The sequence below is a fragment of the Henriciella marina genome (assembly GCF_027213945.1).
Classification (GTDB): domain Bacteria; phylum Pseudomonadota; class Alphaproteobacteria; order Caulobacterales; family Hyphomonadaceae; genus Henriciella; species Henriciella marina_A.
In genome coordinates this window covers 1-23,638 of the sequence record NZ_JAPWGW010000004.1, presented here as the reverse complement: position 1 = coordinate 23,638, position 23,638 = coordinate 1, and the positions used below count along the sequence as shown (strand labels likewise).

General features: G+C 59.1%; 23 protein-coding genes and 3 tRNA genes. 6 read left to right on the top strand and 20 right to left on the bottom strand.

Annotated elements, in window-relative coordinates:
• The first annotated feature begins 99 nt into the window (after window positions 1-99).
• On the top strand, window positions 100-636 hold the full coding sequence (locus tag O4G74_RS12055; RefSeq protein WP_269402857.1) for a DsrE family protein: 537 nt from the start codon (window positions 100-102) through the stop codon (window positions 634-636).
• Window positions 637-639: 3 nt separating this feature from the next.
• Here O4G74_RS12055 and astD read toward each other — a convergent pair whose 3' ends face one another.
• The 3 genes from astD to O4G74_RS12040 are packed head-to-tail and all read right to left on the bottom strand — an operon-like array spanning window position 640 to window position 4,379.
• A complete protein-coding gene (astD, locus tag O4G74_RS12050; protein ID WP_269402856.1) occupies window positions 640-2,094 on the bottom strand; it encodes a succinylglutamate-semialdehyde dehydrogenase in 1,455 nt (484 codons plus the stop codon).
• Between the two features lie 9 nt (window positions 2,095-2,103).
• Window positions 2,104-3,126: an arginine N-succinyltransferase gene (locus O4G74_RS12045; RefSeq protein WP_269402855.1), complete on the bottom strand. Its 1,023-nt coding sequence runs from the start codon at window positions 3,124-3,126 to the stop codon at window positions 2,104-2,106.
• The gene (locus O4G74_RS12040) at window positions 3,123-4,379 is read right to left on the bottom strand and encodes a hydrolase (RefSeq protein WP_269402854.1); all 1,257 of its coding nucleotides are present in this window, start codon (window positions 4,377-4,379) and stop codon (window positions 3,123-3,125) included. Before O4G74_RS12040 ends, O4G74_RS12045 begins: the two co-directional genes overlap by 4 nt.
• A gap of 144 nt (window positions 4,380-4,523) precedes the next feature.
• On the opposite strand from O4G74_RS12040, the gene O4G74_RS12035 reads away from it, so the two are divergent.
• On the top strand, window positions 4,524-5,273 hold the full coding sequence (locus tag O4G74_RS12035; protein WP_269402853.1) for a DUF481 domain-containing protein: 750 nt from the start codon (window positions 4,524-4,526) through the stop codon (window positions 5,271-5,273).
• Between the two features lie 6 nt (window positions 5,274-5,279).
• Here O4G74_RS12035 and O4G74_RS12030 read toward each other — a convergent pair whose 3' ends face one another.
• The 9 genes from O4G74_RS12030 to O4G74_RS11990 all read right to left on the bottom strand — a co-directional run bounded on the left by O4G74_RS12030 (window position 5,280) and on the right by O4G74_RS11990 (window position 13,219).
• Window positions 5,280-6,569 carry a cystathionine gamma-synthase family protein gene (locus tag O4G74_RS12030; RefSeq protein WP_269402852.1) on the bottom strand — a complete coding sequence of 430 codons (1,290 nt, stop codon included), beginning with the start codon at window positions 6,567-6,569 and terminating at the stop codon, window positions 5,280-5,282.
• 137 nt (window positions 6,570-6,706) lie between these two features.
• Window positions 6,707-8,098 carry a hypothetical protein gene (locus tag O4G74_RS12025; protein ID WP_269402851.1) on the bottom strand — a complete coding sequence of 464 codons (1,392 nt, stop codon included), beginning with the start codon at window positions 8,096-8,098 and terminating at the stop codon, window positions 6,707-6,709.
• Window positions 8,099-8,448: 350 nt separating this feature from the next.
• Window positions 8,449-9,075 (bottom strand): energy transducer TonB, encoded by a 627-nt coding sequence (locus O4G74_RS12020; RefSeq protein ID WP_269402850.1) that lies wholly within the window; start codon window positions 9,073-9,075, stop codon window positions 8,449-8,451.
• 9 nt (window positions 9,076-9,084) lie between these two features.
• Window positions 9,085-9,501: an ExbD/TolR family protein gene (locus O4G74_RS12015; RefSeq protein ID WP_269402849.1), complete on the bottom strand. Its 417-nt coding sequence runs from the start codon at window positions 9,499-9,501 to the stop codon at window positions 9,085-9,087.
• Between the two features lie 11 nt (window positions 9,502-9,512).
• Window positions 9,513-9,920 carry an ExbD/TolR family protein gene (locus tag O4G74_RS12010; RefSeq protein ID WP_119380247.1) on the bottom strand — a complete coding sequence of 136 codons (408 nt, stop codon included), beginning with the start codon at window positions 9,918-9,920 and terminating at the stop codon, window positions 9,513-9,515.
• On the bottom strand, window positions 9,920-10,435 hold the full coding sequence (locus tag O4G74_RS12005; protein ID WP_269402848.1) for a MotA/TolQ/ExbB proton channel family protein: 516 nt from the start codon (window positions 10,433-10,435) through the stop codon (window positions 9,920-9,922). The genes O4G74_RS12010 and O4G74_RS12005 overlap by 1 nt, the downstream gene beginning before the upstream one ends.
• 30 nt (window positions 10,436-10,465) lie before the next feature.
• Window positions 10,466-11,872: a MotA/TolQ/ExbB proton channel family protein gene (locus O4G74_RS12000; protein WP_269402847.1), complete on the bottom strand. Its 1,407-nt coding sequence runs from the start codon at window positions 11,870-11,872 to the stop codon at window positions 10,466-10,468.
• Between the two features lie 26 nt (window positions 11,873-11,898).
• Window positions 11,899-12,678, bottom strand: coding sequence for a DUF3450 domain-containing protein (locus tag O4G74_RS11995; RefSeq protein ID WP_269402846.1), 780 nt, complete (start codon window positions 12,676-12,678; stop codon window positions 11,899-11,901).
• 466 nt (window positions 12,679-13,144) lie between these two features.
• A tRNA-Gln gene (locus O4G74_RS11990) sits at window positions 13,145-13,219 on the bottom strand.
• 148 nt (window positions 13,220-13,367) lie between these two features.
• Between O4G74_RS11990 and O4G74_RS11985 the strand changes: the two genes are divergently transcribed.
• The 3 genes from O4G74_RS11985 to O4G74_RS11975 all read left to right on the top strand — a co-directional run bounded on the left by O4G74_RS11985 (window position 13,368) and on the right by O4G74_RS11975 (window position 15,801).
• A tRNA-Pro gene (locus O4G74_RS11985) sits at window positions 13,368-13,444 on the top strand.
• Between the two features lie 117 nt (window positions 13,445-13,561).
• On the top strand, window positions 13,562-15,346 hold the full coding sequence (gene sppA, locus O4G74_RS11980; RefSeq protein WP_269402845.1) for a signal peptide peptidase SppA: 1,785 nt from the start codon (window positions 13,562-13,564) through the stop codon (window positions 15,344-15,346).
• A gap of 110 nt (window positions 15,347-15,456) precedes the next feature.
• Window positions 15,457-15,801 (top strand): chorismate mutase, encoded by a 345-nt coding sequence (locus O4G74_RS11975; RefSeq protein ID WP_269402844.1) that lies wholly within the window; start codon window positions 15,457-15,459, stop codon window positions 15,799-15,801.
• On the opposite strand, the gene O4G74_RS11970 is transcribed toward O4G74_RS11975, so the two are convergent.
• Window positions 15,750-16,133, bottom strand: a complete 384-nt coding sequence (locus O4G74_RS11970; RefSeq protein ID WP_269402843.1) for an Hpt domain-containing protein — start codon at window positions 16,131-16,133, stop codon at window positions 15,750-15,752. The genes O4G74_RS11975 and O4G74_RS11970 overlap by 52 nt on opposite strands.
• A gap of 161 nt (window positions 16,134-16,294) precedes the next feature.
• On the opposite strand from O4G74_RS11970, the gene O4G74_RS11965 reads away from it, so the two are divergent.
• Window positions 16,295-16,438: a hypothetical protein gene (locus O4G74_RS11965; protein ID WP_269402842.1), complete on the top strand. Its 144-nt coding sequence runs from the start codon at window positions 16,295-16,297 to the stop codon at window positions 16,436-16,438.
• A gap of 107 nt (window positions 16,439-16,545) precedes the next feature.
• On the opposite strand, the gene acs is transcribed toward O4G74_RS11965, so the two are convergent.
• The 7 genes from acs to O4G74_RS11930 all read right to left on the bottom strand — a co-directional run.
• Window positions 16,546-18,495 carry an acetate--CoA ligase gene (acs, locus tag O4G74_RS11960; RefSeq protein ID WP_269402841.1) on the bottom strand — a complete coding sequence of 650 codons (1,950 nt, stop codon included), beginning with the start codon at window positions 18,493-18,495 and terminating at the stop codon, window positions 16,546-16,548.
• A gap of 128 nt (window positions 18,496-18,623) precedes the next feature.
• Window positions 18,624-19,424: a copper resistance protein B gene (locus O4G74_RS11955; RefSeq protein ID WP_269402840.1), complete on the bottom strand. Its 801-nt coding sequence runs from the start codon at window positions 19,422-19,424 to the stop codon at window positions 18,624-18,626.
• Window positions 19,421-21,502 carry a copper resistance system multicopper oxidase gene (locus O4G74_RS11950; protein ID WP_269402839.1) on the bottom strand — a complete coding sequence of 694 codons (2,082 nt, stop codon included), beginning with the start codon at window positions 21,500-21,502 and terminating at the stop codon, window positions 19,421-19,423. The genes O4G74_RS11955 and O4G74_RS11950 overlap by 4 nt, the downstream gene beginning before the upstream one ends.
• A gap of 80 nt (window positions 21,503-21,582) precedes the next feature.
• Entirely contained in the window at window positions 21,583-22,011 is a 429-nt protein-coding gene (locus O4G74_RS11945) for a hypothetical protein (protein ID WP_269402838.1), read from the bottom strand.
• A gap of 81 nt (window positions 22,012-22,092) precedes the next feature.
• Window positions 22,093-22,168 (bottom strand) — tRNA-Trp (locus O4G74_RS11940).
• 73 nt (window positions 22,169-22,241) lie between these two features.
• Window positions 22,242-22,991: a sulfotransferase domain-containing protein gene (locus O4G74_RS11935; RefSeq protein ID WP_269402837.1), complete on the bottom strand. Its 750-nt coding sequence runs from the start codon at window positions 22,989-22,991 to the stop codon at window positions 22,242-22,244.
• 107 nt (window positions 22,992-23,098) lie between these two features.
• Window positions 23,099-23,638, bottom strand: a 540-nt coding sequence (locus O4G74_RS11930) for an EF-Tu/IF-2/RF-3 family GTPase (protein WP_269402836.1), incomplete at its 5' end; no start/stop codon positions are given.

Genomic DNA, 23,638 nt, shown 5'->3' with positions numbered 1-23,638 from the left:
GATACACTGCCCGGCGGAATGATGGAAGCCGCTCATGGACACAGGGTCCCTGCCGCGCGCATTATCGCTGACATCTATCCTTCAAGAGGAACCGCCACCATGAAGCTGACCCCAACGCTCGCCGCCGTTGCCCTTTTTCTTCCTGGCATGATCGCCCATGCGCAAACACTGCCTGAAGCTTTCGTATCCGGTCCGGTGATCAAGGAATTTGGCCCGTCCGCACAAGTAGAGGGCATGATCCCGCTTGCCGAAGACATCAAACTGAAGGTCGTTTTCGATATTGCCGATACCGAAGAGCGCGGCGGGGTAAACCGCCAGTTCGAGACAGTCGCCCGCTTCCTCAACATGCATGCGCGCGCCGGTGTAGACAGAGACGCGATCAAGCCTGCCATCGTGGTTCATGGCGGCGCGGCTCAATACCTCGTCCAGCCAGGCCCAACCGAAGACGCAACTGACACGTTCCGCCTTGTCTTTGCCCTGCTTCAGGCCGACGTGCCCATCTATCTATGCGGACAGACGGCGGCGGCGCGTGGGCTATCCAAGGACGACCTCATCCCCGGTGTCGAACTATCGCTATCGGCTATGACTGCGCACGCAAAGCTCGCGCGGGACGGCTATTCGCTCAATCCGTTCTAAACGCTAGCCCGGAAACCCTTGCGCCTTGAGGCGGGCAGCCTGGTCGGCAGTCTGGCTCGCCTGCGGCCAGGCGCAGTAATCGGCAGCGTAATAGGCGCCAGGACGGAAGTTGCCCGACAGGCCCGGTCCACCGAATGGCATATTACCGGATGCGCCAGCCGTCGGCCGGTTCCGGTTCAGGATACCTGCACGCATCTCATTATGAGCACGCAGCCAGAGCGCATCGTCGTCGCTGACGAGGCCCCCAGAGAGGCCAAACCGCGTATCGTTCGCGTGAGCGATGGCCGCGTCAAAGTCCTTCACACGGTGGATCTGGATGAGTGGACCGAACAGCTCCTCATCGGGCACGTTGCTCGCATCGGTGACGTCAATGACGCCTGCCGTCACTAAACCCCCGCCACGGTCCATGCGCTTGAGACGGCGTAGCGGCTTGCCGCCCGCCTTGGAAAGCATGGTCTGGAAGTCGACCGCGGCCTGCGCAGCGTCTTCGGACACCAGTGGGCCCATGAAAATATCGTCTTCGTCCCACGCACCGATTTTGAGCCCCCGCGCCCGCTCGACAATGGCGTCAATCACTGACCTGCCGAACGCATTGTCTGGCACATAGACGCGGCGTGCGCAGGTACAGCGCTGGCCGGTCGTCAGGAAAGCGGACTGGGCCGCAATGTCGCCAGCCGCTTCGGCGTCTGCCGGGTTCCAGACGATGAGCGGATTATTGCCGCCCATTTCAAGCGCAAGAATGATATCCGGGCGGCCAGCGAAATGGCGATGGAAGGCGGTGCCGGTTTTGGCAGAGCCGGTAAACAGCACACCGTTGACGTCAGCATCCAGAAGCGCGGCGCCGGTGTCCCGCCCACCATTCACGACATTGACCACGCCCTCGGGCAGACCGGCCGCCTCGAAGCAGTCGATCATGATCTTTGCGACGGAAGGCGCGAGTTCGGATGGTTTGAACACGCAGGTATTGCCTGCGAGCAATGCTGGCACGATGTGTCCATTTGGCAGGTGGCCCGGAAAATTAAACGGCCCGAACACCGCCATTACACCATGTGGACGGTGGGTCAGATGCGCGCCGCCAAAGGCTGTTTCCTGGCTGCGTCCACCGGCGCGTTCGACCTGGGCGTGAATGGAGACCGCGATCTTGCTCTTCATGGCACCGGCTTCCGCCACCGATTCCCAGCGGGCCTTTCCCATGTCTTCGCTGATGGCTTTGGAAATGTCGTCGGTGCGCTTCTCGACCTCTGCCGCATAGGCTTCGAGGATGCGCGTGCGCGTGTCCTGCGGGACATGACGCCAGTCGCGCCCTGCGGCGTGCGCAGCCTCTACCGCGTCATTGACTTGCGCAGCGCTCGCCGCCTGCCCTTCCCAGCTCGTCTCGCCCGTCGCCGGAGAGGTTTTCTCGAACCAGTCCCCGTCGCCGGTGTGCCACTTGCCGTTAATGTACGTGCCTTTCGCCATAGCGCTTGCCTAGCTCCTTAGCCAAAGTCTTGCTGTGCTGCCTGATTGCAGCTTCAGGCGGTCTAGAACCGCCTTTGATGTCACGAACTCATTGTCGCCGCGACTTTCCCCTTCAATGAGGCTCACCCGGATATCGTTGAAGTGGTCATTGGATACAATACCGCTCTCACCGCTCGCCTCACCTTCGATGAGGGTCACGATGCGGCTCTCGCGGATCGTGCGGATCAGCTTGCGGGGCGCTGCAACCAGTGGACCACCGTCAAAAATGTCGACTGTCCGCTCAAACCTGAAGCCTTCCCATTCAAGCAGCTTGAGAGCGCCCACACCATCGGCATGGCAGCGCCCGATCACCTCACGGGCCTCCGGCGGCAACAGGTCCACATAGATCGGGTATTTCGGCATCAGGTCCAGAATGAACTGATTGTCCGAGACGGCAGACAGGATGTCTGCCTCCTTGAAGCTCATCCGGAAGAAGTGCTGACCGATGGCATCCCAGAACGGGGTTTCACCCTTCGCGTCGACCACACCGCGCAGCTCTGCCAGCACCATGTCGCCAAAGCGTTCCGGATGGGAGGCCATGAGAAGGTAGCGGGACTGCGCGGCAAGACGCCCTGCCCCGCCGCCGCGATGGGCGGACCGAAGGAACAGCGTTCCGACTTCGGTAAAGCCGACAAATTCGTTCGTCAGGATCAGCGCGTCCATATCATGGCGGCGATCCGCCGCCTGGCTCGCCTGCGCGAGCGTGATGACGCGATAGTTGAAGAAAGGCTGGTCGATACCGGTGCCTGCTTTAACCGCGCTGCAGCCACCAATCTCGCCGGTCTCATGATTGACCATCATCATGAGATACTTGCCGTATTGTGGCTGATCGAGGTCGCCCGCAAACGACTTTTCGGACTTTTCCAGTCGTTCGCGGATGATGCCTTCATGCACCGGCAGGCTTGTAAAGCCGGGGCCCGATTCTTCCGCCAGCGTCATCAGCGCGTCGAAATCGTCCCTCCGCGCTGGCCGCATGACATAGGGGGCGGTCATTCCATCAGCGCCTTTATCTTCGCCGCATCAATACGGCCATCAGCAAACCGGTTGAGGAGGAGCGCCGAAAGCTGCGCCCGTTCGACCAGGCTCGACATCACGACATATTCCTCGCTTGAATGGATGCGCCCACCCATGACGCCGAGCGTATCGACATTAGGCACGCCAGCCGCGAAGATATTATTGCCTTCGCAGACGCCGCCTGTGTCCTCAAAGGTCAGCTCAAGCCCGAGCGCAGAGCCGGTCTGTGCGACGGCGTCGAACAGGGCCTGCTGCGCGTCGTTGCGCGGCTTTGGAGGACGGTAGAAACCGCCATGCAGATGACCGGTAATGCCGTCGCGGGCCGTCGCCTCCCGGAAGATCCGCTCTACTTCCCAGGTCGCCCACTGGGCGGCATCAGCATCGGGTGCACGCGCGCCAAAGCGGATGATGGCTAGGTCCGGCACGATATTGACGGCGCCGCCGCCATCGATCGCGCCGACATTGAAGGACACGCCTTCACGCCGCCCATTGAGCGCTTCGAGATCAACCACCGCATGCGCTGCTGCTTCGAGCGCGCTGCGGCCGTCTTCCTTGGACCGGCCAGCATGCGCCGAGCGCCCGTGCAGGACGATGTCAAAAACGGCAGACCCCTTGCGACCGCCCGACATGGCGCCTGTTTCCATGCATGGCTCGTAGGTCATGCCAACAAGCGCGCCGGAGGAGGCAGCTTCTTTCAGGGCGCCAGCACTAGCGAAATTGCCGATCTCTTCATCTGGAGAGATCACGATCTGGTAGCCGAGCCTGTCTTTCAGCGGTCCCGCCTCAAACGCCTGCAGGGCACCTAGCATGACAGAGAGCCCGCCCTTCATATCGGCGAGACCGGGGCCGTTCTTGCGTCCTTCACCCAGATCCTCGATCTCGGTGAAGGTGCCCGGCGGGAAGACGGTGTCATAATGACCGCTCATCACCACCTGCACGGGCGCGTCGGGGCGAGATTTGACGCGGAGGATTGGGCCGGTCTCGAAATCGACGGCTTCTCCCTTTTCATCGATCTTTTCAAAAGGCTGGGATGTATCCAGCTTCACATCAGCGTCGAGCGCTGAGAACGCGTCTGCCAGCTTGGGCGCCAGCGTTTTCAATCCGTCAGCATTCCAGCTGCCGGTATTTATCGAAGCCCAGTCGAGCATGCGAGACGCCATTTCATCTTCGGCCGCCGCAACTCGTTCGCAGACGGCTTCGTCTTCTGAATTTTTCTTGCCTAGATCAGTCATACTTCTTGGTTTCATGGGACGTGACGAACTGCAAGCCCGTCTCTGGCAGCTTTTGCGGCTATTCGGCGCGAGATGGAGCTGACGGTTAACATTCAGTCCGTCACGCTTTAGGAGGACCGCTGGCGAAGCTCAGGAGACTAGACTGTGAGACGATTTTTTGCGTTCACCGCCCTTGCCGGACTTGGTTTTACCCCAGCGGCTGCGGCAGACGAAGGCTGGACGGGCGAAGGTTCCTTTTCGGCGGGATACACCACCGGCAACACCGAAACGGCCGATCTGGGTCTCGGCGTGAAATTGAACCGCGAGCGTGGCCTCTGGACCTATAGCGGCGAAGCGAACGTCGAATATGGCGAAACCGACTTAGTCGAGACGCGCAACCGCATCTTCCTCTCCGGGCAGGTCGACCGGCAACTCGGCGACAAGCTCTTTGCCTTCGGCCGCACGTCCTATGAGAAGGACGAGTTTTCCGGCTTCGACTCCCGTCTCTTCGTGGGCGGCGGTCTTGGCTATCAGCTTATCGAGACCGACTCGACGAGCTGGGACGTTCAGGGCGGGCCCGGCATCAAGATTGACGAAGTCCAGGCGACCACAACGATCCGCAATGGCGTGCCTGTCGTCGTCCCGGCTTCGACTGAACAATCAGCCTCCGTGGTCGGGCGTTCGGAGTTCTCACAGAAATTCAACGATGCGGTGAGCCTCTCAAACAATACCGACGTTATTTATGCGAGCGAGTCGACGCAGTTCTTAAATGTCACTGCGCTGACGGCAGCGCTGACTGATACTTTCTCGGCGCGCTTTTCCTTCGACGTGCGCCATGACACGAACCCGCCGCCCGGTTTTGAGGCGACGGATACGGTCACGCGCGCATCGCTGGTTTACGCTTTCGGCGGCTAGGGGCGCCTAGACCTTTTCCAGGGCCTGTTCGAGGTCGACCAGGAGATCTTCTGGCGCCTCGACGCCCACCGAGAAACGCACAAGGCCATCGGTGAAACCAATCCGTTTGCGGATCTCTTCATCCACACCTGAATGGGTCGTCGAACCTGGATGACACATCAGGCTTTCGGTACCCCCAAGACTGACGGCGAGCTTTACCAGCTGGAGATTGTCGAGCAGCCGGAACGCCGCTTCCTTGCCGCCTTTGACGTCGAAGGAGAAGGTTGAACCGGCGGCCTCGCACTGTTCGTCGAACACCTTGCGTTGCGGGTCGCCTTCTTCGAGGAAGGCCGGATACATGACCTTGCCAATTTTTGGGTGGTCGCGCAGGAATTCGGCGCAGATGCGGGCATTGTCGAATGCCTTCTCCATACGCATGCGAACCGTCTCCAGCGAGCGGGTGAGCAGCCAGCAAGTATGCGCATCGAGCGTCGTGCCGAGATAGTTACGAACCCGGCGGATCTTGGCGATCACCGCTTCGCTGCCGATCGCTGCACCGCCGACAAGGTCAGAGTGACCGCCGATATATTTGGTGAGCGAATAGAGCGCGATGTCAGCACCATGTTTGATCGGAAGGTGGCCGATCGGGCCCATCATGGTGTTGTCGCACATGATGATCGGGCGATGGCCCGTTTCCTTCTCGATCGTGTCTGCCACACGCTTACAGGCCGCGATATCGACCAGCGCATTGGTTGGGTTGGCAGGTGATTCAGTGAAGATGACGCTCAGCGGGCCGGTCCTGGCGGCCTCACGTGCGCGTTCGAGAATCTTCTCTTCGCTGGCCCAGGCATCCATCTCGAACGGCGTGACGCCAAAGTCCGGCATGAAGCTGCGCATGAACACTTCGGTACCGCCATAAAGCGGGCTGGAGTGCAGGATCGTGGTCCCTGCCCCGGCACAGGCCAGGAGCGCCGTCGTGATCGCGCCCATACCTGACGAGAAGACGAGCGCCATTTCGCCTGCATCATAAAGAGTGAGGCGATCCTCCAGCACTTCCATGTTCGGATTGTTGAAGCGCGTATAGATGAGATCAGCTTCTTCCGGGTCGTCGGCGAGGCGCTTGCCAGCCAGCTGGCGGAACAGGGCTTCGCCATCGCGGGCCGATTTGAAGGCGAACGTCGATGTCATGAAAATCGGCGGCTTGATCGAGTTTTCCGACATGGCCGGATCGAAGCCGTAGCCCATGACCAGGGATTCAGGCTTCAGCGTGTGTTCGCCAATCTTGCGTTTGCGATAATGTTTGTCGGGCTTGCTCATCAGAGATGTCCTTTGAATTGATTGGTTGCAACTGAAACCATTTACCGGCGAGGTTCAAGCTTTCCCGTAAGAGCCAAAGAAAAACCCCGGCGCCTTCTCAGGTGCCGGGGTCATCGTTTTGGAGTTTCAAGCGCAGCTTAGCTGCCGCTGATCCGCTGGAATTCTTCGCGGGCTTCAGCAAGACGCTCATCGACCGTCGCACAGGCTTCTGGCGCATTGCCTTCACCCAGAACGGCAAGCTGCTCACAGCGACGCTTCTCGTTTTCGGTATCCTGAACAAGGCTTTGCGCCTCGAAGCGGACAAGGGCGACCTCGGTCTGCTCTTCAGAGCGCATGAAGGCGAGCCAACCGCGGCCACCACGATTATTGGCGTTGGAGAAGGCTTCGCGCGCACCGGCACGGTCGTCGCGCTCATAGCGGGACTGACCAATCAGGACCCAGGCGAGACCACGATCCTGCACACCGCCGGTGTTGATCGCACGGACCAGTGCCTCTTCTGCCTTTGCCCACTGCTGGAGCTCAGCATATGAGCGACCAAGACGCTCATACATGGCGCCGCTATTGTTCATGCGGGCCGCTTCTTCGATGACCGGAATGGCGCGGTCAAACTCACGGGCTACCTGATAGAGGTTGGCGAGCAGTTCCATGCGCTCATAGGTCTTGGATACACGGCCGGCATTCATTTCCTTCTCGAGGACCTGAGCTGCCTGATACGGCGCATTGAAGCGGTTGTAGAAGTTCACAATCCGCATGATCTCGTCCTCTTTGGTGAGGATACCGCCAAGATACATGGCTTTCTGGACTTCAAAGGCCTTACGCTCCTGCTCACCGGCGAAATAGTCACCCGCGATGGCGTCCCAGAGACGGCGCTCATTCGGGTTACGCGCAAGAAGGGTCTCGAGGAGTTCGGCCTTTTTGGCGCGCTGGCCCGTCTCGTCATAGAGATAGATCAGGAAGTCATAGACCTGGCGCTCTGCATTCGGGCCGTCTTCGCGGAAGACCTGCTCGGCCCAGCGGAGCGCTTCCTGGTTCCGGTTGAGCTTCTGGTTGACGACGGCCAGCTGCCACTTGGCATCGCGGTCCGGAGACCCGCCTGCCTGAACCCATTTCTGGGAGTATTCCAGCGCCTTATCCAGGTTGTTCTGGCTGAGATAGATCTGGAAGATGTTGTAATAGGTGGTCTTGCGCTCGCTGGCCGGGATGTAACCCTGGTTGATTGCAGCTTCGAGATCGCGAACAGCGCCAGCATAGTCGCCTGCCTCGATCTTGATCGCAGCGCCAAGCTTCAGCACAGCGCCCTGCTCATAGCAGTTCAGTTCCTGATTACGCAGCTGGCTGAGGACACCAAGTGCAGCCTGAGCATTCTTGTTCTGAAGAAGCTCGGTCTCGGCCTTGAGGTAAAGCTCACCTGTGGTCGAGCTGAATTCGGTGGCCTCGCAATTGGCGGACTGCGCCATCGCAGCGCCAGCGCCCATGGCGCACATCGCGCCAACGATGACAGCACTCTTAAGAACGGTCTTGATTCCCATGGTGTCTCACTCCTTTTCGCCGATTGCGGCGGAAACTCTCTCATGCACGTCGCCTGCAGGCTCAACGTGCATCTGCCTGAAATTGATCCGCCGGCGATATATCTGTTTTATCGGCAGTTAGCGTCACTTCGCTTTGTCATAAGATATGCTTGCTCAGCCCCGCCACGTCAACGCTTCAGCAGCCAGCCAGCACACTCAATTCGTTGCCGTATCTAGATTCGGGCAAAAACATTCCGGCCTTCGCGTGCAGGGGGTGCGACATCGATAGACTCGCGTCTGCCGGGCAACCAGAATGTAAGAAAGCCCGGCCATCACAGCCGGGCTTTTCTGATTTGAGTTTCCGAGCGGAATCAACCGTCGAGACGGAATTCCAGCGGATAGACCACGTTGCGGCGCTCTGCAGGCTGACCACGGACGATCTTCGGCGCAAACTCGACGCGCTGGACAGCACGTTCGGCTTCACGTCTGAAGACGCTGTCGCTGCAAGTCGCCGACACATTGTACGGGCGACCACGCGTGTCCACATCGAAGCGGACGTCGCAGGTGCCTTCGATCCCACGTTCAGCTGCACGCTGAGGATAGGTCGGCACCGGCGGACGGATCGGCTGTGCGTCACGGTCCGAAATGGCAACCGGGTCGATCGCAAGCGAGTCGAGACGGTCAACATTGAGTTCCGTTGGCGCAGCGCCCTGGATGTTCGGCGTCGGCAGATCAATGTCAGAACGAGATGCCGACATCTTTGGCGGTGGAGGCGGCTTGTCTGCGGAATCGAGCCGTTGCGGCTTGTTCCGAGCGCGTGTCCGCACCTCCTGGCTGTCGTCTGCTGGCGTGATACGCTCCAGAACACGCTGCTCGACATTTTCGGGCTGCTCGTAGTCCTGGTTGATCATCTTGTACATGAACGTGAAGAGCGCAAACACCACGATCGCCGCGAGAGGAATACCAATGATCAAGCGAATGATTGGATTGGAAAACATGTGTTTCTCCTACTCCTTCTCGACGGAAACCGGCACAGCGGTCAAACCATCTTCGTTATAGATGATCTCCATCAGGGAAATCAGAACACCTGCGTCGGAATCCTCGTCCGCCTGGACGACGAGGCGTCCCTTCGGATTATCTTCGCGAAGCTCGCGAATACGGAAACCAACTTCCTGCAGCGTCACCACTTCCTTGTCGATGTAGATATCGCTCTCTTCGTCGATTGCGATCAGGATGCCGAGCGGGTTCTGCCTCTCGGCATTTTCCACGTCGGTCCTGCTGATGTCGACACCCGGTTCCTTGATGAACTGGGCGGTCACAATGAAGAAGATGAGAAGGATGAACACCACGTCGAGCATGGGCGTGAGGTTGACATCGTCTTCAGCGGACGAATCGGACGCCAAAATACGTTTTCTACGTGCCATATTCCGGTCTCCTAACCTTCACTCTGAACGATGTTCACCCGGCTCATCTGGGCATTGTATGCCTCGTCACGGATCTTGACGATCGTGCCGGTGCGTGCCCGAGGGTGAGCCTGGATGATCAGCGCGCTTTCAGGGTTTTCTGCCCGCAGACGCTCCATGTTCGCCCGAACACCGCCAATATCCGTCAGACGGCCGTTCACGGTAATGAGGTTGTCCTCACCAACATAAACGAGGATGGCCGTATCATCCGGATTGCTTTCCGCCTGGGAAGGCGGCGGCGGTGGCTCGAGGCCAAGAGCCTCTTCCTGGATGAATGTCGATGTCACGATGAAGAAGATGAGAAGGATGAAAACCACATCCAGCATCGGCGTTAGATCGACGCTTGCCTCATCGGCCTGTTTCGATTGTCTGCCTCGCATTATGCAATCTCCATTTCGTCTTCCACACCCTGCACCAGGCGACTGACCTTACGGTCCATGCCTGAGGTGAACAGGATACCGGAGATGGATGCGACCATCCCTGCCATGGTCGGAATGGTCGCGCGCGACACACCGCCAGACATGGATTTAGCATCGGCACCATCGGTGATTGCCATGACGTCGAACACTGCGACCATACCGGTCACCGTGCCCAGAAGACCGAGCAGCGGGGCGAGCGCCACCATTGCCTTGGTCATCTGCACATTCGCTTCAGCTTTCATCCGGACTTCCGAGATCAGCTTGTCGCGAACCCAGTGCGCCAGCACCGATTTACGATCCGACCGGGCGTTCCACTCGTCGATCGCTTCTTTAGCGACCGACTTGTGGGCCAGGCGGAAATAGAACAGCCGTTCCAGAATAAGCGCCCACATGATGAATGTCGCCACCATGATGACGAGCAGGACGGGCCCGCCACGCGCCAGGAATTCTTCAAGCTGGTTAAGTCCTAGTCCCATAAGGGTACCTCCCGAAGGAGGTGACGGCTGTTAGGCCGTCACCGTGTTGGACTCTGCACGCTCAGCAACGAGGCCTGCGGCTTGCTCATCGAGGATCTGCTGGTTGCCACGTGCCATGGAAGACGCGATGGCGTGGAGCAGAAGCAGCGGAATAGCTGCGACAAGACCAAGAACCGTCGTCATGAGAGCAACCGAGATACCGCCTGCCATCAGCTTAGGATCGCCGGCACCGAAGTTGGTGATGGCGGTAAAGGTGATGATCATACCGATAACCGTACCGAGAAGGCCGAGAAGCGGTGCAACAGCGGCGAGAACCTTAACGACGTCGTTGAAACGCTCGATTTTCGGCGATTCGCGGAGGATCTGTTCGTCGAGCTTAAGCTCAAGGGACTCAAGGTCCTGATGCTTGTTCTTCTCATAAGCTTCGAAGACGCGGGCCAGCGGGTTGCCGGTGCCTGCCTTGCGGGTCTTCGCGGTGCGGCGCATCGCGGAACCCATGAGGAAGAGCGTAACGATCTTGAAGAGTGCGAACACTGCACCAACTGCGAGAAGGAACAGGATCACGGCACCAACTGGACCACCCTGCTGGATACGCTGCTCGAGGGTCGGCATTTCGCCAGCAACTGCGAACAGGTCACCCTTGGACGGGTCGATTGGCGTAATGACGGTCTCACCTGGCTCAGAGTTGATCAGGCTGCGCATCGCAGAAGCGAAGCTGCCGCCTGGCTGGGCCTTAAGAACGCGAAGATATGGCTCATCCGTGCCCTCGGTGATGACCTCAACGAAGCGGACATCATCGGTGGTGGCAGCGGTGAAGATACCGACACGCATCAGTTCGATATCTGCGACTTCGCCTTCCGGGCCAGCGCCAGCGACGGACGTGGTGAAGGTCTTGACCTCAGACTGGGCGATCATTTCCTGAAGCATGGCTTTTGGAAGGGCGTCCAGATCTTCGCGGGTCGGAAGCGAACGGGCTTCGGAAACTTCAGCGAGCTTCTCAGCGCGGCCGCTATACTCATAGTTTGAGAGCGACTCCTTGATGATCGGCATCGTCTCGCCAGCAGCGGTGCGGAACTGGCCGAGGAGTTCGCCGAAATCGCCGGCCTGGGTCTCAAGTTCAGCGGATAGCTCGGAAAGCTGACGCTCATTTTCGTCGAACTCTGCCGAAAGGGTGCGGCCGCGAGCTTCGGCAGCCTGAAGCTGCGAACGGGCTTCGGACATGCGCGACTGCTGTTCAGCCGTCTCCTGGCGGAATTCCTGCAGACGGCGCTGATCTTCAGCCGACATCTGTTGGGAATCCTGCTGAACGCGGCGCAGAATGTCGCTCAGCGAGACATTGCTGTTTTGCGCCACGGCAGGTGCGGTGATTGCAAATGCAGATCCTGCAACAAGCGCTGCCGCGCCAAGGGTCTGCAGAGACTTCTTGAAGTTTTTCATCTCATATTCCTCTGGATCGGTTGCGCTTAAATTTCGACATCGAGCTTGGAAGCCGGCGCGTACAGAACGCTCGGCGTCGTGGTGCCCTTGGCGACCTTGATCGCGGTGGCGATGTCTTCCTTGAAGCGGCTCTCAACCGGCACCCACTGCTCTTCGTTGCGGTCCCAGCGGGCTGCATAGCGACGGTCAGGTGACATGTAGACGAGAGCGACGCGGCCATAGAGGAACATGTCGACCATCACGGAATTGCCGTTGATGTCGATTTCTTCCGGCCAGGTGTCGATCGTGCGGCCGTATTCCATCTCGGATTTGTAAGCCTCGATGATCAGGCGGTACTGCTCGACGATCGGGACCTGAGCGTTTTCCATCGCTGCGCGAAGGTTCGCAATACGCTCCATGCGGTCTTCGGTGCGGAACGGAAGGTCCGCCTGAACGAAGGCCTCAAGGTCTGAAATCATGTCGAGAAGCATTGGCGTGGTTTGCGCGGTGATCTCGTCAACGCGGCCAAGCTGCTCCGTAAGCGACTCAAGCTCACGACGCTGGCTCTCTACAACTTTCTCTTGCTGGCGCGCATAAAGCTGCGCTGCCTGGGTGCGCTGGAGAAGCGTGCGGAATTCGCTCACCAGGTCAGAACGCTGATCATCAAGCTGATTGATCTGCTCCTGCACCTGCTCGGCTCTGCGGGTTGCCTGTTCGCCGGTCTCAAGCGCCTGGCGCAATTGGCTTTGCGCCACTGCTGGCATTGCCAGCCCGGCAATAAGAGCCGCCGCGATAACACCCCGCGCCGGTGTCAGTACTTCTTTCATGAGGTTTGCCTCTCACTCTCCGAATGGTCGTGCAGAACGAAGCTGCACGGTGAAATTCCGAAACGGCCTGCACCCCCTGAACGGTGGGCCGCTACTCTATGCTCAATCCGGAAACACACACGTCCCGGCAGTTCGGAGGCGGACATCCTTGAGACACCCGGCACCTCCCCAGTTTTGCGGAGCGCTCTGTCGCACTCTTCTGTTCTCGACTTGATCCGGCAATACCGTCGGTATTCAAGCGCCATGTGAACCGGACGGTAGCAACACGTCTGGTGTGGATCAATGGGTCTTGCTTGCCGTTAAAACGCTAAGTGGATCAAATCGCAAGCACAATCCCGTATCGCAGTAGGTGCGAGACGCGTTTTGCGCCCGTTGGGCGTAATTTTGGTCTGGAAGGTCACCTGAGAGGCGTTTGAGCGCCCACTCATTGTGCAAGCGCAAAACGGTCACCATCAAAGGAAGAGAGTGGCTGGGGTACCAGGATTCGAACCTGGGAATGTCGATACCAAAAACCGATGCCTTACCACTTGGCGATACCCCAACATCTCAGGAAGGCCGGGTCATACTCAAACTGTATGACGGTTGCAACACCCCTCTTCAGGCAATGACAGTGGAACCGATGGCAGCGCACGCAGGTGGCCCTTCTTGTCAGCATTTCTGCGCTCATATATAGCGGCGCGCTCTGACGTCGGAACATAGCTCAGCCTGGTAGAGCACCGTCTTCGGGAGGCGGGGGTCGGAGGTTCGAATCCTCCTGTTCCGACCATGCAGCTCTCGCGGTGCGATCGAGCCAATCAAATATACCATCCACATCTGCCCTTTACTTTTATTCGATATGGCTCATATCGTTAACCGATAAGAACGGGTTTGGAGACTATTTATCGTGAAGACTTTTTTCACAGCCTTCGGCGGCGCCATCATAGGCACTATTCTCGGTGCAGTTCTGCTGGCCTTTCTGGCGGCCGCAATGATTGGCGGCTTCGTCAATTCCCAGCTGTCCTCATTCCAGAGTGATGGAAGCGCATCGGGCAACACGGTTCTAACGCTAGACCTGCGCGATGAGCTGTCCGATCAGCCGGCCACGCAAGGCCTCGGCGCCATATTCGGCCAGAAGGGATTCGTAAACGTCCTCACACGTCTGGACGCCGCGCGAACAGATGAAAACGTTAAAGGCATCCTTATTCGTGCGAGCGAGTACTCCGTCGGGTCTGCGCGCGCTGAAGAGCTTCGCGATTCGATTCTACGGCTTCGCGAAGCTGGCAAATTCGTCGTCGTCTCATCTCAGGGTACATATGCGGGTGGCCCGTCAGCGCTTCGCGCGGTCGCCGCTGCCGATGAAATCTGGGTTCAGCCAGGCGGTGACTACCTTCCAGGCGGCGTCGTGTTTGAAACCCTGTTCTTCAAGGATCTTCTGGACCGCCTGAACGTCACCGCGGAGATCGAACAGTTCTACGAATACAAGAACGCACCCAACATCTACAAGCAGACCGGGTATACCGAGCCTCACCGCGAAGCGATGACTGCGCTCGCCGATTCGCTCTGGACCGTTTCTCTCGAGGACATCGCAACGGACCGCGGGATTGAACTGGCAGATCTTCGCAACGCACTGACCTCCGGTCCGCTCAGCCCACAGGCCATGATCGATGCGGGTATCGCCGACAGGCTTGGCTGGCCTGAAGACGCCATAGCGGCCGCAAAGGAACGCGCTGGCGAAAACGCACAACTTCTCGAAATCCTGGAATATACGCCCTCTTCCGCACCACTTGGCTCAAAGATGATCGCCGTCGTTGGCGGCGAAGGCCCAATCGTGACGGGCGGCGCTTCCGGCGATCTTATCAATGCGGGGTCCGCCTTTGCGTCCGACATGATTGCAAACGCGATTCTCGAAGCGGGTCGCGATGACGATGTCTCCGCAATTGTGTTCCGGGTCGACAGCCCCGGTGGCTCGCCAACCGCCTCTGACCAGATCTGGAACGCCGTCGAGACCATCCAGCGAGAAACGGAAAAGCCGATCGTCGTATCCATGGGCTCAGTCGCGGCATCGGGCGGGTACTATGTCTCGACCGGCGCTGACTGGATCATGGCAAGCCGCTCGACCATCACTGGTTCGATCGGTATCTTCGGCGGTAAGCTCGCCGTAGCAGAGGGCCTTCGCCAGATTGGCGTCAACGCCGAGACCGTTTCGGTTGGCGGGCCGTTCGCTGGCGCCCTGTCGACGCTTGATGGCTTCACAGACGAGCAACGCACCATGCTGACAGCCTGGCTTGAACGAGGCTATGACCGTTTCATTGGCCTCGTTGCTGAAGGTCGCGGCATGAGCGTGCAGGAAGTCGACGACATTGCCCGCGGACGCGTCTGGTCCGGCGCTGACGCTCTCGACGTCGGTCTCGTCGATGAAATCGGCGGTCTGATGGACGCGATCGCAAAGGCTCGTGAGCTTGCAGAGATCGACGAAGACACCGCAACGCGCGTGAAATTCTATCCAATCCCGCAGGGCGGCATCCCCGGTCTTGGCCCGATGAGCGAGGCCTCAGCGACCGATCTGCAGACCCTCGCCCGCCTCAGCGCAATTCTCGACGATGAGCGCGTGCAGATGCTGATCGAACAAGGCAGCATGATGCAGAATGCTCCGATCCAGGCCCGCGGGCCCATGATGATCGAGCACTAGACAGGTCAAGTCCGATACCAATTTCAAGCGGGTGGGCCTGTGTCCGCCCGCTTGATCGTCGGGATTGAGCCGTCTAACCCGCCTCACAGACAAACGGGATTGATGGGCAGATGAGCGAGAGTTCCACTGGCAATGAGCGTCGGCACACGGCCGAAACGGCTGAAAGCATGGCGCACGTCCGATACGAAATCGACCGGCTGGACCGGATTCTTGTCGGTCTGCTTCAGGAACGCCAGTCCTTCATGAACGCTGCAGCACGCATCAAGGGATCGCGATCCATTGTCCATGATCGCGCTCGCATTGAGGACGTGGTGACCAAGGTTCTTGCCGAATCAGAGCGCCAGGGCCTTTCGCCAGCGATCGCGGAGCCTGTCTGGCGGACGCTGATCGATCGTTGCATCGCCTATGAGTTTGAGGCTTTCGATGCCCTCAAGCCAGGTCTCGACAAGGCATGAGATACCCGGCTGCACGCCTCTAGCGCGCGGGAAAGCTGATCCTTCACATCATTCAGAACAAGCGCCGCACCAGCCGGACTTGGCGGCGTGTTCCGGCCCACCTGCTCTGCGGCATCACAGGCTGCAGCCAGGTCGCTGGCGCCGATGCTGAGCGCTGCGCCTTTCAGCGTGTGCGCTGCGTCCGCCCATTGCGATGCCTCAGCCCTCGGGTCGAGCATACGCGACCATATCTGAGCCTGTTGCTGGAAGATGCCGATAACCTCATCCGCCAGATCGGCATCCCCCCCCGTCATGGACAGGAGATGATCTATGTCGATAGGCATGTCGGCCATAGGGAGGCGTCCAGTTCTGTTGGAGGGCTTGGCCGATTATCTTGCATGCCATCCCTTATCCTATGGTTAAACGGGAATCACCTCGCCAGTATCGACAGTTGCGATTGCAAATGATGGCCAAAAACGGTATTGTGAAAACTTCGAGGTGGTAGGGAAAAATCATGATCACGCTTCTTGTTACGCTGCGCGACTTCTTTGTCGCCATCCTGATTAGCTGGCTTGGCCTTACGGCAGAGCCTGCAGACAAGCAGGTCCAGCAAGAACCTGCACAGCCGCAGACCGCATCGCTGGCAGTCTTCCGCTAGTCTGATCGAAATGACTGCCAGGTCTCTGGCGCTTTCGGCATGCCCAAATGAAACAAGGCGCGAGACTTTCGTCCCGCGCCTTTTCTGACCCTGCCTGTCAGCTTTACCTAGGCTTTATTCTGGCGCCCATCGATCAGCTCATCGACCACTTCGGGCTCTGCCAGCGTCGAGGTATCGCCCAGACTGTCGTAACTATCCTCGGCTATTTTTCTCAAGATCCGCCGCATGATCTTGCCCGACCGTGTCTTCGGCAAGCCTGGTGCAAACTGGATAAGGTCAGGGCAAGCAATAGGGCCGATTTCTGATCGAACATGCTTCTGGAGAAGGTCTTTGAGCTCATCGCTTGGCTCAACACCCTGAACGGTGGTGACATAGGCATAGATGCCCTGCCCCTTGATATCGTGCGGATAGCCAACGACCGCGGCCTCTGCAACTGCATCATGGGACACAAGCGCGCTTTCCACCTCGGCGGTGCCCATACGGTGGCCGGAAACGTTGATGACGTCATCTACGCGGCCAGTAATCCAGTAGAAGCCGTCCTCGTCGCGCCGACAGCCATCGCCGGTAAAGTAGTTGCCCGGATAGGCCGAGAAATACGTGTCGACGAACCGCTCATGATCACCGTAGACAGTCCGCATCTGGCCCGGCCAGCTGCCTGTGATGATGAGGTTGCCCTGCGTCGCGCCCTCAAGCACTTCGCCTTCGGCATCAACCAGCTTGGGGACGACCCCGAAGAAGGGGTGCGACCCTGCCCCCGACTTCATCTTCGTCGTGCCCGGCAGCGGGACAATCATCGTGCCGCCTGTCTCCGTCTGCCACCATGTGTCGACGATCGGGCAGCGGCTGTCGCCGACGGTCCGGAAATACCATTCCCAGGCTTCCGGATTGATCGGCTCTCCCACGGTGCCCAGCAGACGCAGCGTCGAGCGGTCGGTCGCCTTTACCGGCCCATCGCCTTCACGCATCAGCGCGCGGATGGCGGTTGGCGCGGTGTAGAAGATGGTCACGCCATGCTTGTCGCAAACTTCCCAGAAACGCGAGGGCGACGGATAGGTCGGCACGCCTTCGAACATGAGAGACGTCGCGCCATTCGCGAGCGGGCCATAGACAATATAGGTGTGCCCGGTGACCCAGCCGACATCAGCCGAGCACCAGAAAACGTCATCTTCCTTGAGGTCGAAGACATATTCATGCGTCATCGATGCCCAGACGAGATAGCCGCCACACGTATGCAGCACGCCCTTCGGCTTGCCGGTTGAGCCAGACGTGTAGAGGATAAAAAGCGGGTCCTCGGCATTCATCGGCTCTGGCGCGCAGGTATCGTCTACCTCGGCGCCGACCTCATGAAGCCAGACATCCCTGCCATCCTTCATCTCGACGCCCACGCCTGTGCGCTCGACGACCAGCACCTTCTTGACCATGCCCTTTGCGAGGTCGCAGGCCCGGTCGGTATTCTCCTTGAGCGGGACCTTCCGGCCGCCGCGCACGCCTTCGTCGGCGGTAATCACAAACTCCGATTGGCAATCGACGATGCGGCCCGCCAGCGCCTCCGGCGAAAAGCCGCCGAAAACGACAGAGTGGATCGCCCCGATCCGCGCGCAGGCGAGCATCGCCATGGACGCTTCCGGGATCATCGGCATGTAAAGCGTGACGCGGTCACCCTTTTTGACGCCCATTTCCTTGAGCACATTCGAGAAGCGGCAGACCGCATGGTAAAGCTGGCGATAGGTCAGCGTATGGCTGTCATCTGGCTCATCGCCTTCCCAGATAATGGCCGGCTTGGCGCCGCGCGTTTCAAGCTGGCGATCAAGGCAGCTTTCTGTGACGTTCAGTGTACCATCAGCGAACCAGCGGACATGAAGGTCATCCTTGTCCCAGGAGACGTCTTTCACCTGCGTAAACGGCTTCATCCATTCGATGCGCTTGCCATGCTCGGCCCAGAAACCGTCCGGGTCCTTGATGGAAGCCTCGTACATTTCGGCATATTTCTCAGGCGTCAGATTGGCCTGCTTGGCAAAGGCCTCTGGCACGGGATGATTGGACACGTCCTGGCTCATGATCGATGCGGCTCCCTTTGGAATTTCTAGAGGCCGCCCCAAGAAGAGCGGCCTCATTTTCTGGCACCAACATGCGCTCTGAGAGGTCCAATGTGAACCCCGGCCGCATGGTCAATATGCGGCCCGCCCTAATACCAGGCGCGAATACCGACCAGCAGAGCGGTCGCATCCGTTTCGCCGCCAGCCGCTTCGATGAAATTCGCCGTTCGGCCAAAGCTGCGCTGGTATTCGACACCGATATAGGGGGCGAACTCCCGCCTGATCTCATAGCGAAGGCGAAGCCCTGCGCTCAGAGAAACCAGACCAGAGCCTGTCTCAAGCTCAGGAATGTCCTGCGCCGAAAGCTCAATCTCGGCCCGCGGCTGCAGGATGAGGCGCTGGGTCAGCAAAAGCTCATATTCTGTCTCTACGCGCGAGGTGAGGTCGCCGTCCGCAGAGAGGAAGGCCGCAGCGTCGACTTCGAACAGATAGGGCGCAAGGCCCTGGACGCCTGCAACGGCGTGCGTTCGCCCCCTTGGTTCAAAGTCCTGCCTGACACCGAGCTGAAGATCGAAGTAAGGCGAGATTGCACGCGACCAGAGCGCCTGTACCTCTGCCTCTTCAAGCTCCCCTTCATCAGGCAGGTATTCGAGCTCCGTCTTGAACCAGAGCTTGTTTACGTCCCCGCCAATCCAGGCATTGCCATCAAGCAGCAGGACATCCTCATCATCGAAGGCTTGAAGCTCGAAACGCTCTGCCTGGAGATAGGTGGTGCGAAGGTCGCCATGGCTCGCCAGCACCTGATCGCGGGCTTCAGCCATTTCAGCCTCGCCCCAGATCTCATCTGCCTGGCTCCATGGTTCGCGGTCTTCCTGCGATATCGCAACGGGCGCAACGCACAGCAGGACAGCTGATACCAGGGCGGCGCGATTGATCATCGACTGTCTCATTGGTGGCCTCCATGGCCCTTGTGCTGACCCATGTCATGGCCTTCATGGGACATGCCCGACTGGCCGTCCTGCTTCATGCTCCCATGATCCATGCCCTCATGGTTCATGGCCCCGTGGTCCATATTTCCATGGTCCATACCGCTCTGTTTCGTATCTCCATGATCCATTCCGTCATGGCCTTCGTGACCCTGATGGCTCTCCGCCGGCGCGGCGGCCGCGCCGCCAGCCTTTGGAATGACAGACACCACATTCATCATTCCGGCATGCATGTGGAACAGGAGGTGACAGTGAAACGCCCAGTCGCCCACATGCTCTGACGAGACGTCAAAACCGACCTTTTCTCCAGGCTTCACGATAACGGTATGCTTGCGCGGACGATGGTTTCCGGCACCGTTCTCCAGCTCGAAGAACATGCCATGCAGGTGGATCGGGTGCGGCATCATCGTGTCGTTGACGAGCATGAAGCGAACCCGTTCACCCTCATTGAGCCGGATGGACTCGGTTACCTCTGAGAATTTCACACCGTTGAACGACCACATATAGCGGTGCATGTTTGACGTGAGGTGGATCTGGAGTTCGCGTTCTGGCGGCCTTGTATCATAATTCGGCTCCAGCGAGCGCAGGTCCGCATAGGTGAGGACCCGGTGGTCGACATCATCAAGGCCGATTCCGGGCTCGTCTAGACGGCTGACAGGCATCATGGCCAGACCGGCGACGCCCGGCCCGTCTGGGTGATTATGGGTCTGCATGTCGCCATTCGTGGCCGACATATCGTGCCCCGAATGATCCATCCCGGACATGTCGTGACCAGAATGATCCATCTCGGGCATCTCGTGCCCTTTGTGGCTCATGCCGCCCATATCGTGTCCCTCATGCGACATGGCGGCTTCCTCATCTTGCCCGGACGTCTTGTCCGACATGGAATGGCCACCATGGCTGCCATGGTCCATAGCCATGTCTTTCATGGTGAGTGTCGGCACGGCGCGCAGCGCTGGCGCTTCTGCTCGCATGCCAGCACGCGGACCGAAGGTCGCAACTGCCTGGCCAGACCGGTCGATTGATTCGGCAACGAAAGCATAGGCCCTGGCGTCCTGCGGCTCGATGATGACATCATAGGTCTCGGCGACGCCGATCTGGAACTCATCCGTCTCGATGGGCCTCACGTTCAGGCCATCTGCCGCGACCACCGTCATCGGCAGGCCTGGCAGTCGGACATTGAAGATCGACATGGCAGACGCATTGATAATGCGGAGGCGAACCCGCTCACCGGGCTCGAAAACCCCGTTCCAGTTGTCGAACGTGGAATGGCCATTGATGAGATAAGTATAGGTCGCGCCGGTGACGTCAGCGATATCGCGCGGGCTCATCCGCATGCTGCCCCACATGGCGCGGTCCGACAGAGCTTCGCCAAAGCCTTCTTCGTCTGCGTCCTCGACAAAATCACCAACCGTGCGCTGATTGAAATTATAGGTCTCAGCCGAGGCTTTCAGCTTTTCGAAGATCCGGTGGGGATGCTCGAAACTCCAGTCCGAAAGAACCATGACATATTCGCGGTCCGAAGTGACGGGGTCGGCGCCGGCTGGGTCGATGACCAGCGGACCATAGTGGCCCTGCTGTTCCTGAAGGCCGGAATGGGAATGATACCAATACGTCCCCGACTGCGGGACGGCGAACTTGTACTGGAAGGTCTCGCCCGGCTTGATACCCGGGAAGGAGACGCCGGGCACGCCGTCCATATGGAAGGGAACGAGCAGGCCATGCCAGTGGATGCTCGTGTCGGCCTTCAGGCGATTGGTGACGTTCAGAGTCACTTCTTCACCTTCGCGAAAACGGATAAGCGGCGCCGGCAGCGTTCCATTCACACCGACCGCGTGCCCCATCTTTCCACCGAGGTTTACGGCGAATTCGCGGATATCGAGGTCAAACTTGTTGCCCGTCAGCGTGGTGATGCCGGTATTGCCGTGTGCCGCGCTGCGCGCCCAGGCCGGAAACAGGCTGGCACTGCCAATTGCAGCGCCGGAGCCAAGTGCGGCGCCGGAGCCAAGTGCGGCGCCCAGAAATGATCGTCTATTGAACATTGTAAAACCAGTCTTTCATCTTGATCTTGAACGGAAAAATCGCAGCGCTGTACGGAGGCGCCACGTCAGTCCCGCAAGGATCAGATGAGAAGGCTGATTTTCTGGTGTGTGAGCGTATTCAGGCGAATCGGGGGTTCATCCCCGGGCGGCCACGAGGCCCGTTCGGGGATGTTCTTCTGCGCGTCGAACTTCAATGCGGCCGGAATGATGAAGACAGTTGCTGGAAGCTTTTCCAATACCGGCATCAGCTCTGGCGCAATCGATATGCGGTTCAGCAGTGAGCGGGCACAGCCATCGCAATCCTCACTGCCATGATCGTGCGCCGGGGGCGGCTCATCAGCCTCCATATGGAGTGCATGGCCATGCTGATGATGCTCGATAGGCGCCGTGGCGGTGCTCGGCGCCGCCTGTGCCGCCGCGCCTGTCGAGAAGACAGCGCAACCAACCAGGCCAGCGCTCACGAAGAGAGCAAGCAGACACAGGCCAAGGAGTCGAAGCGACGCGGTCATCTAATTGAGAATAAGGAGAGTGGGGTCATTGGCAACGTGACAATCCTTCAAAGGGCCACTGAAGCATGCTGGAAATCCGCCTGGCACGGGCACTAGGACTTGAACCCAGGACCTGCGGTTTTGGAGACCGCCGCTCTACCAGCTGAGCTATACCCGCTCAGGCGAAGCGGTGTAATGCCTGATCAGGCGATGAGTTGCAACAGCCCAGATGGGCTGTCCTGCAAAAGGCCTCAGACGCTCCACGGCCACTTGTCCCAACCGAGCAGCCTGCGCGTCTCCTGCGCATCGAATTTATAGGCCTCCTCAAGAAACGCCCTGTCGGCGGGAGACAGGCTCTCACTATCGCTGGCGCTATTGTGGCGCGGTTCTGGTTCAAAAGCGAAGCGGTCAACGCCAAGGAAGTCCGTCACCTTGTCCAGCGTCTCCTGTGGAGACTTGGAGAGGTATTCGCTGCGCAGGAAGAGAAGCTGGTCATCTCGGAAGAGCCGCTGAAGGTTACGAACCTGATGGGCATAGTAACCGCGTGCCAGCTGACTGCGCTCGCGGTCCTGTTTCGGCAGGCTGCGGCGTGCCCGCTCGCGCTCAGTGCGGATCGCGTCAGAGAAATTCGCGCCCTCACGCTGCAGACGCTTATCCATGCGAAAATGTGACCAGGCCCGCTCGACAGGGTCGCGCAGGAGGGTGATCAGCTTGATGTCAGGGTTATAACGCCAGAGCCGCTCGAGTGAGCCAGTCCACCAGGTGAGGATGGGCGTCGCTTCTCCCAGCTTTGCGCCCTCTGCCTGCCGCGACCACTCAAACTGGCGGTGATAGACTGCGTAATCGATGAAAGGGATGTGCGTCGGCGGGCGCTTGTCGAAGAAGTGAACCTCCTTCTTCTTCGCCATGGATATACCCGGATGCTGACGAAGATAGGCATCAAGCGATGTGGTGCCGCCCTTCTGAACGCCGGCAATCATGAAATCGATACGCTTTGGCATGCTCCCGTGTTGGCAAAAGCTGCCTTGATCAGCAACGAAAAAAAGGGCCGCCTCTTACGAGACGGCCCTCTTGTCTGCTTTTCGGCCTGTTGAGAGGCTGAAAGGTCTTACTTGGAGACGCTTGAGACGACGCCAGCACCGACGGTGCGGCCGCCTTCGCGGATCGCGAAGCGAAGACCCTGGTCCATGGCGATCGGCGCGATGAGCTCGACTTCCATTTTCACGTTGTCGCCCGGAAGGACCATTTCCTTGTCCGCTGGAAGCTTCACAACACCCGTCACGTCCGTCGTACGGAAGTAGAACTGTGGACGGTAGTTGGTGAAGAATGGCGTGTGACGGCCACCCTCTTCCTTGGTCAGGATGTAGGCTTCTGCCTCAAACGTGGTGTGCGGGGTGATCGAGCCTGGCTTACAGAGAACCTGGCCACGCTCAACGCCCTCACGGTCGATGCCGCGGATCAGTGCACCAATGTTGTCGCCAGCCTGGCCCTGGTCGAGCAGCTTGCGGAACATCTCGACGCCCGTAACGGTCGTCTTCTGCGTGTCGCGGATACCGACGATCTCGACTTCTTCACCAACCTTGATGATGCCCGTCTCGACGCGGCCGGTCACAACCGTACCACGGCCGGAGATCGAGAACACGTCCTC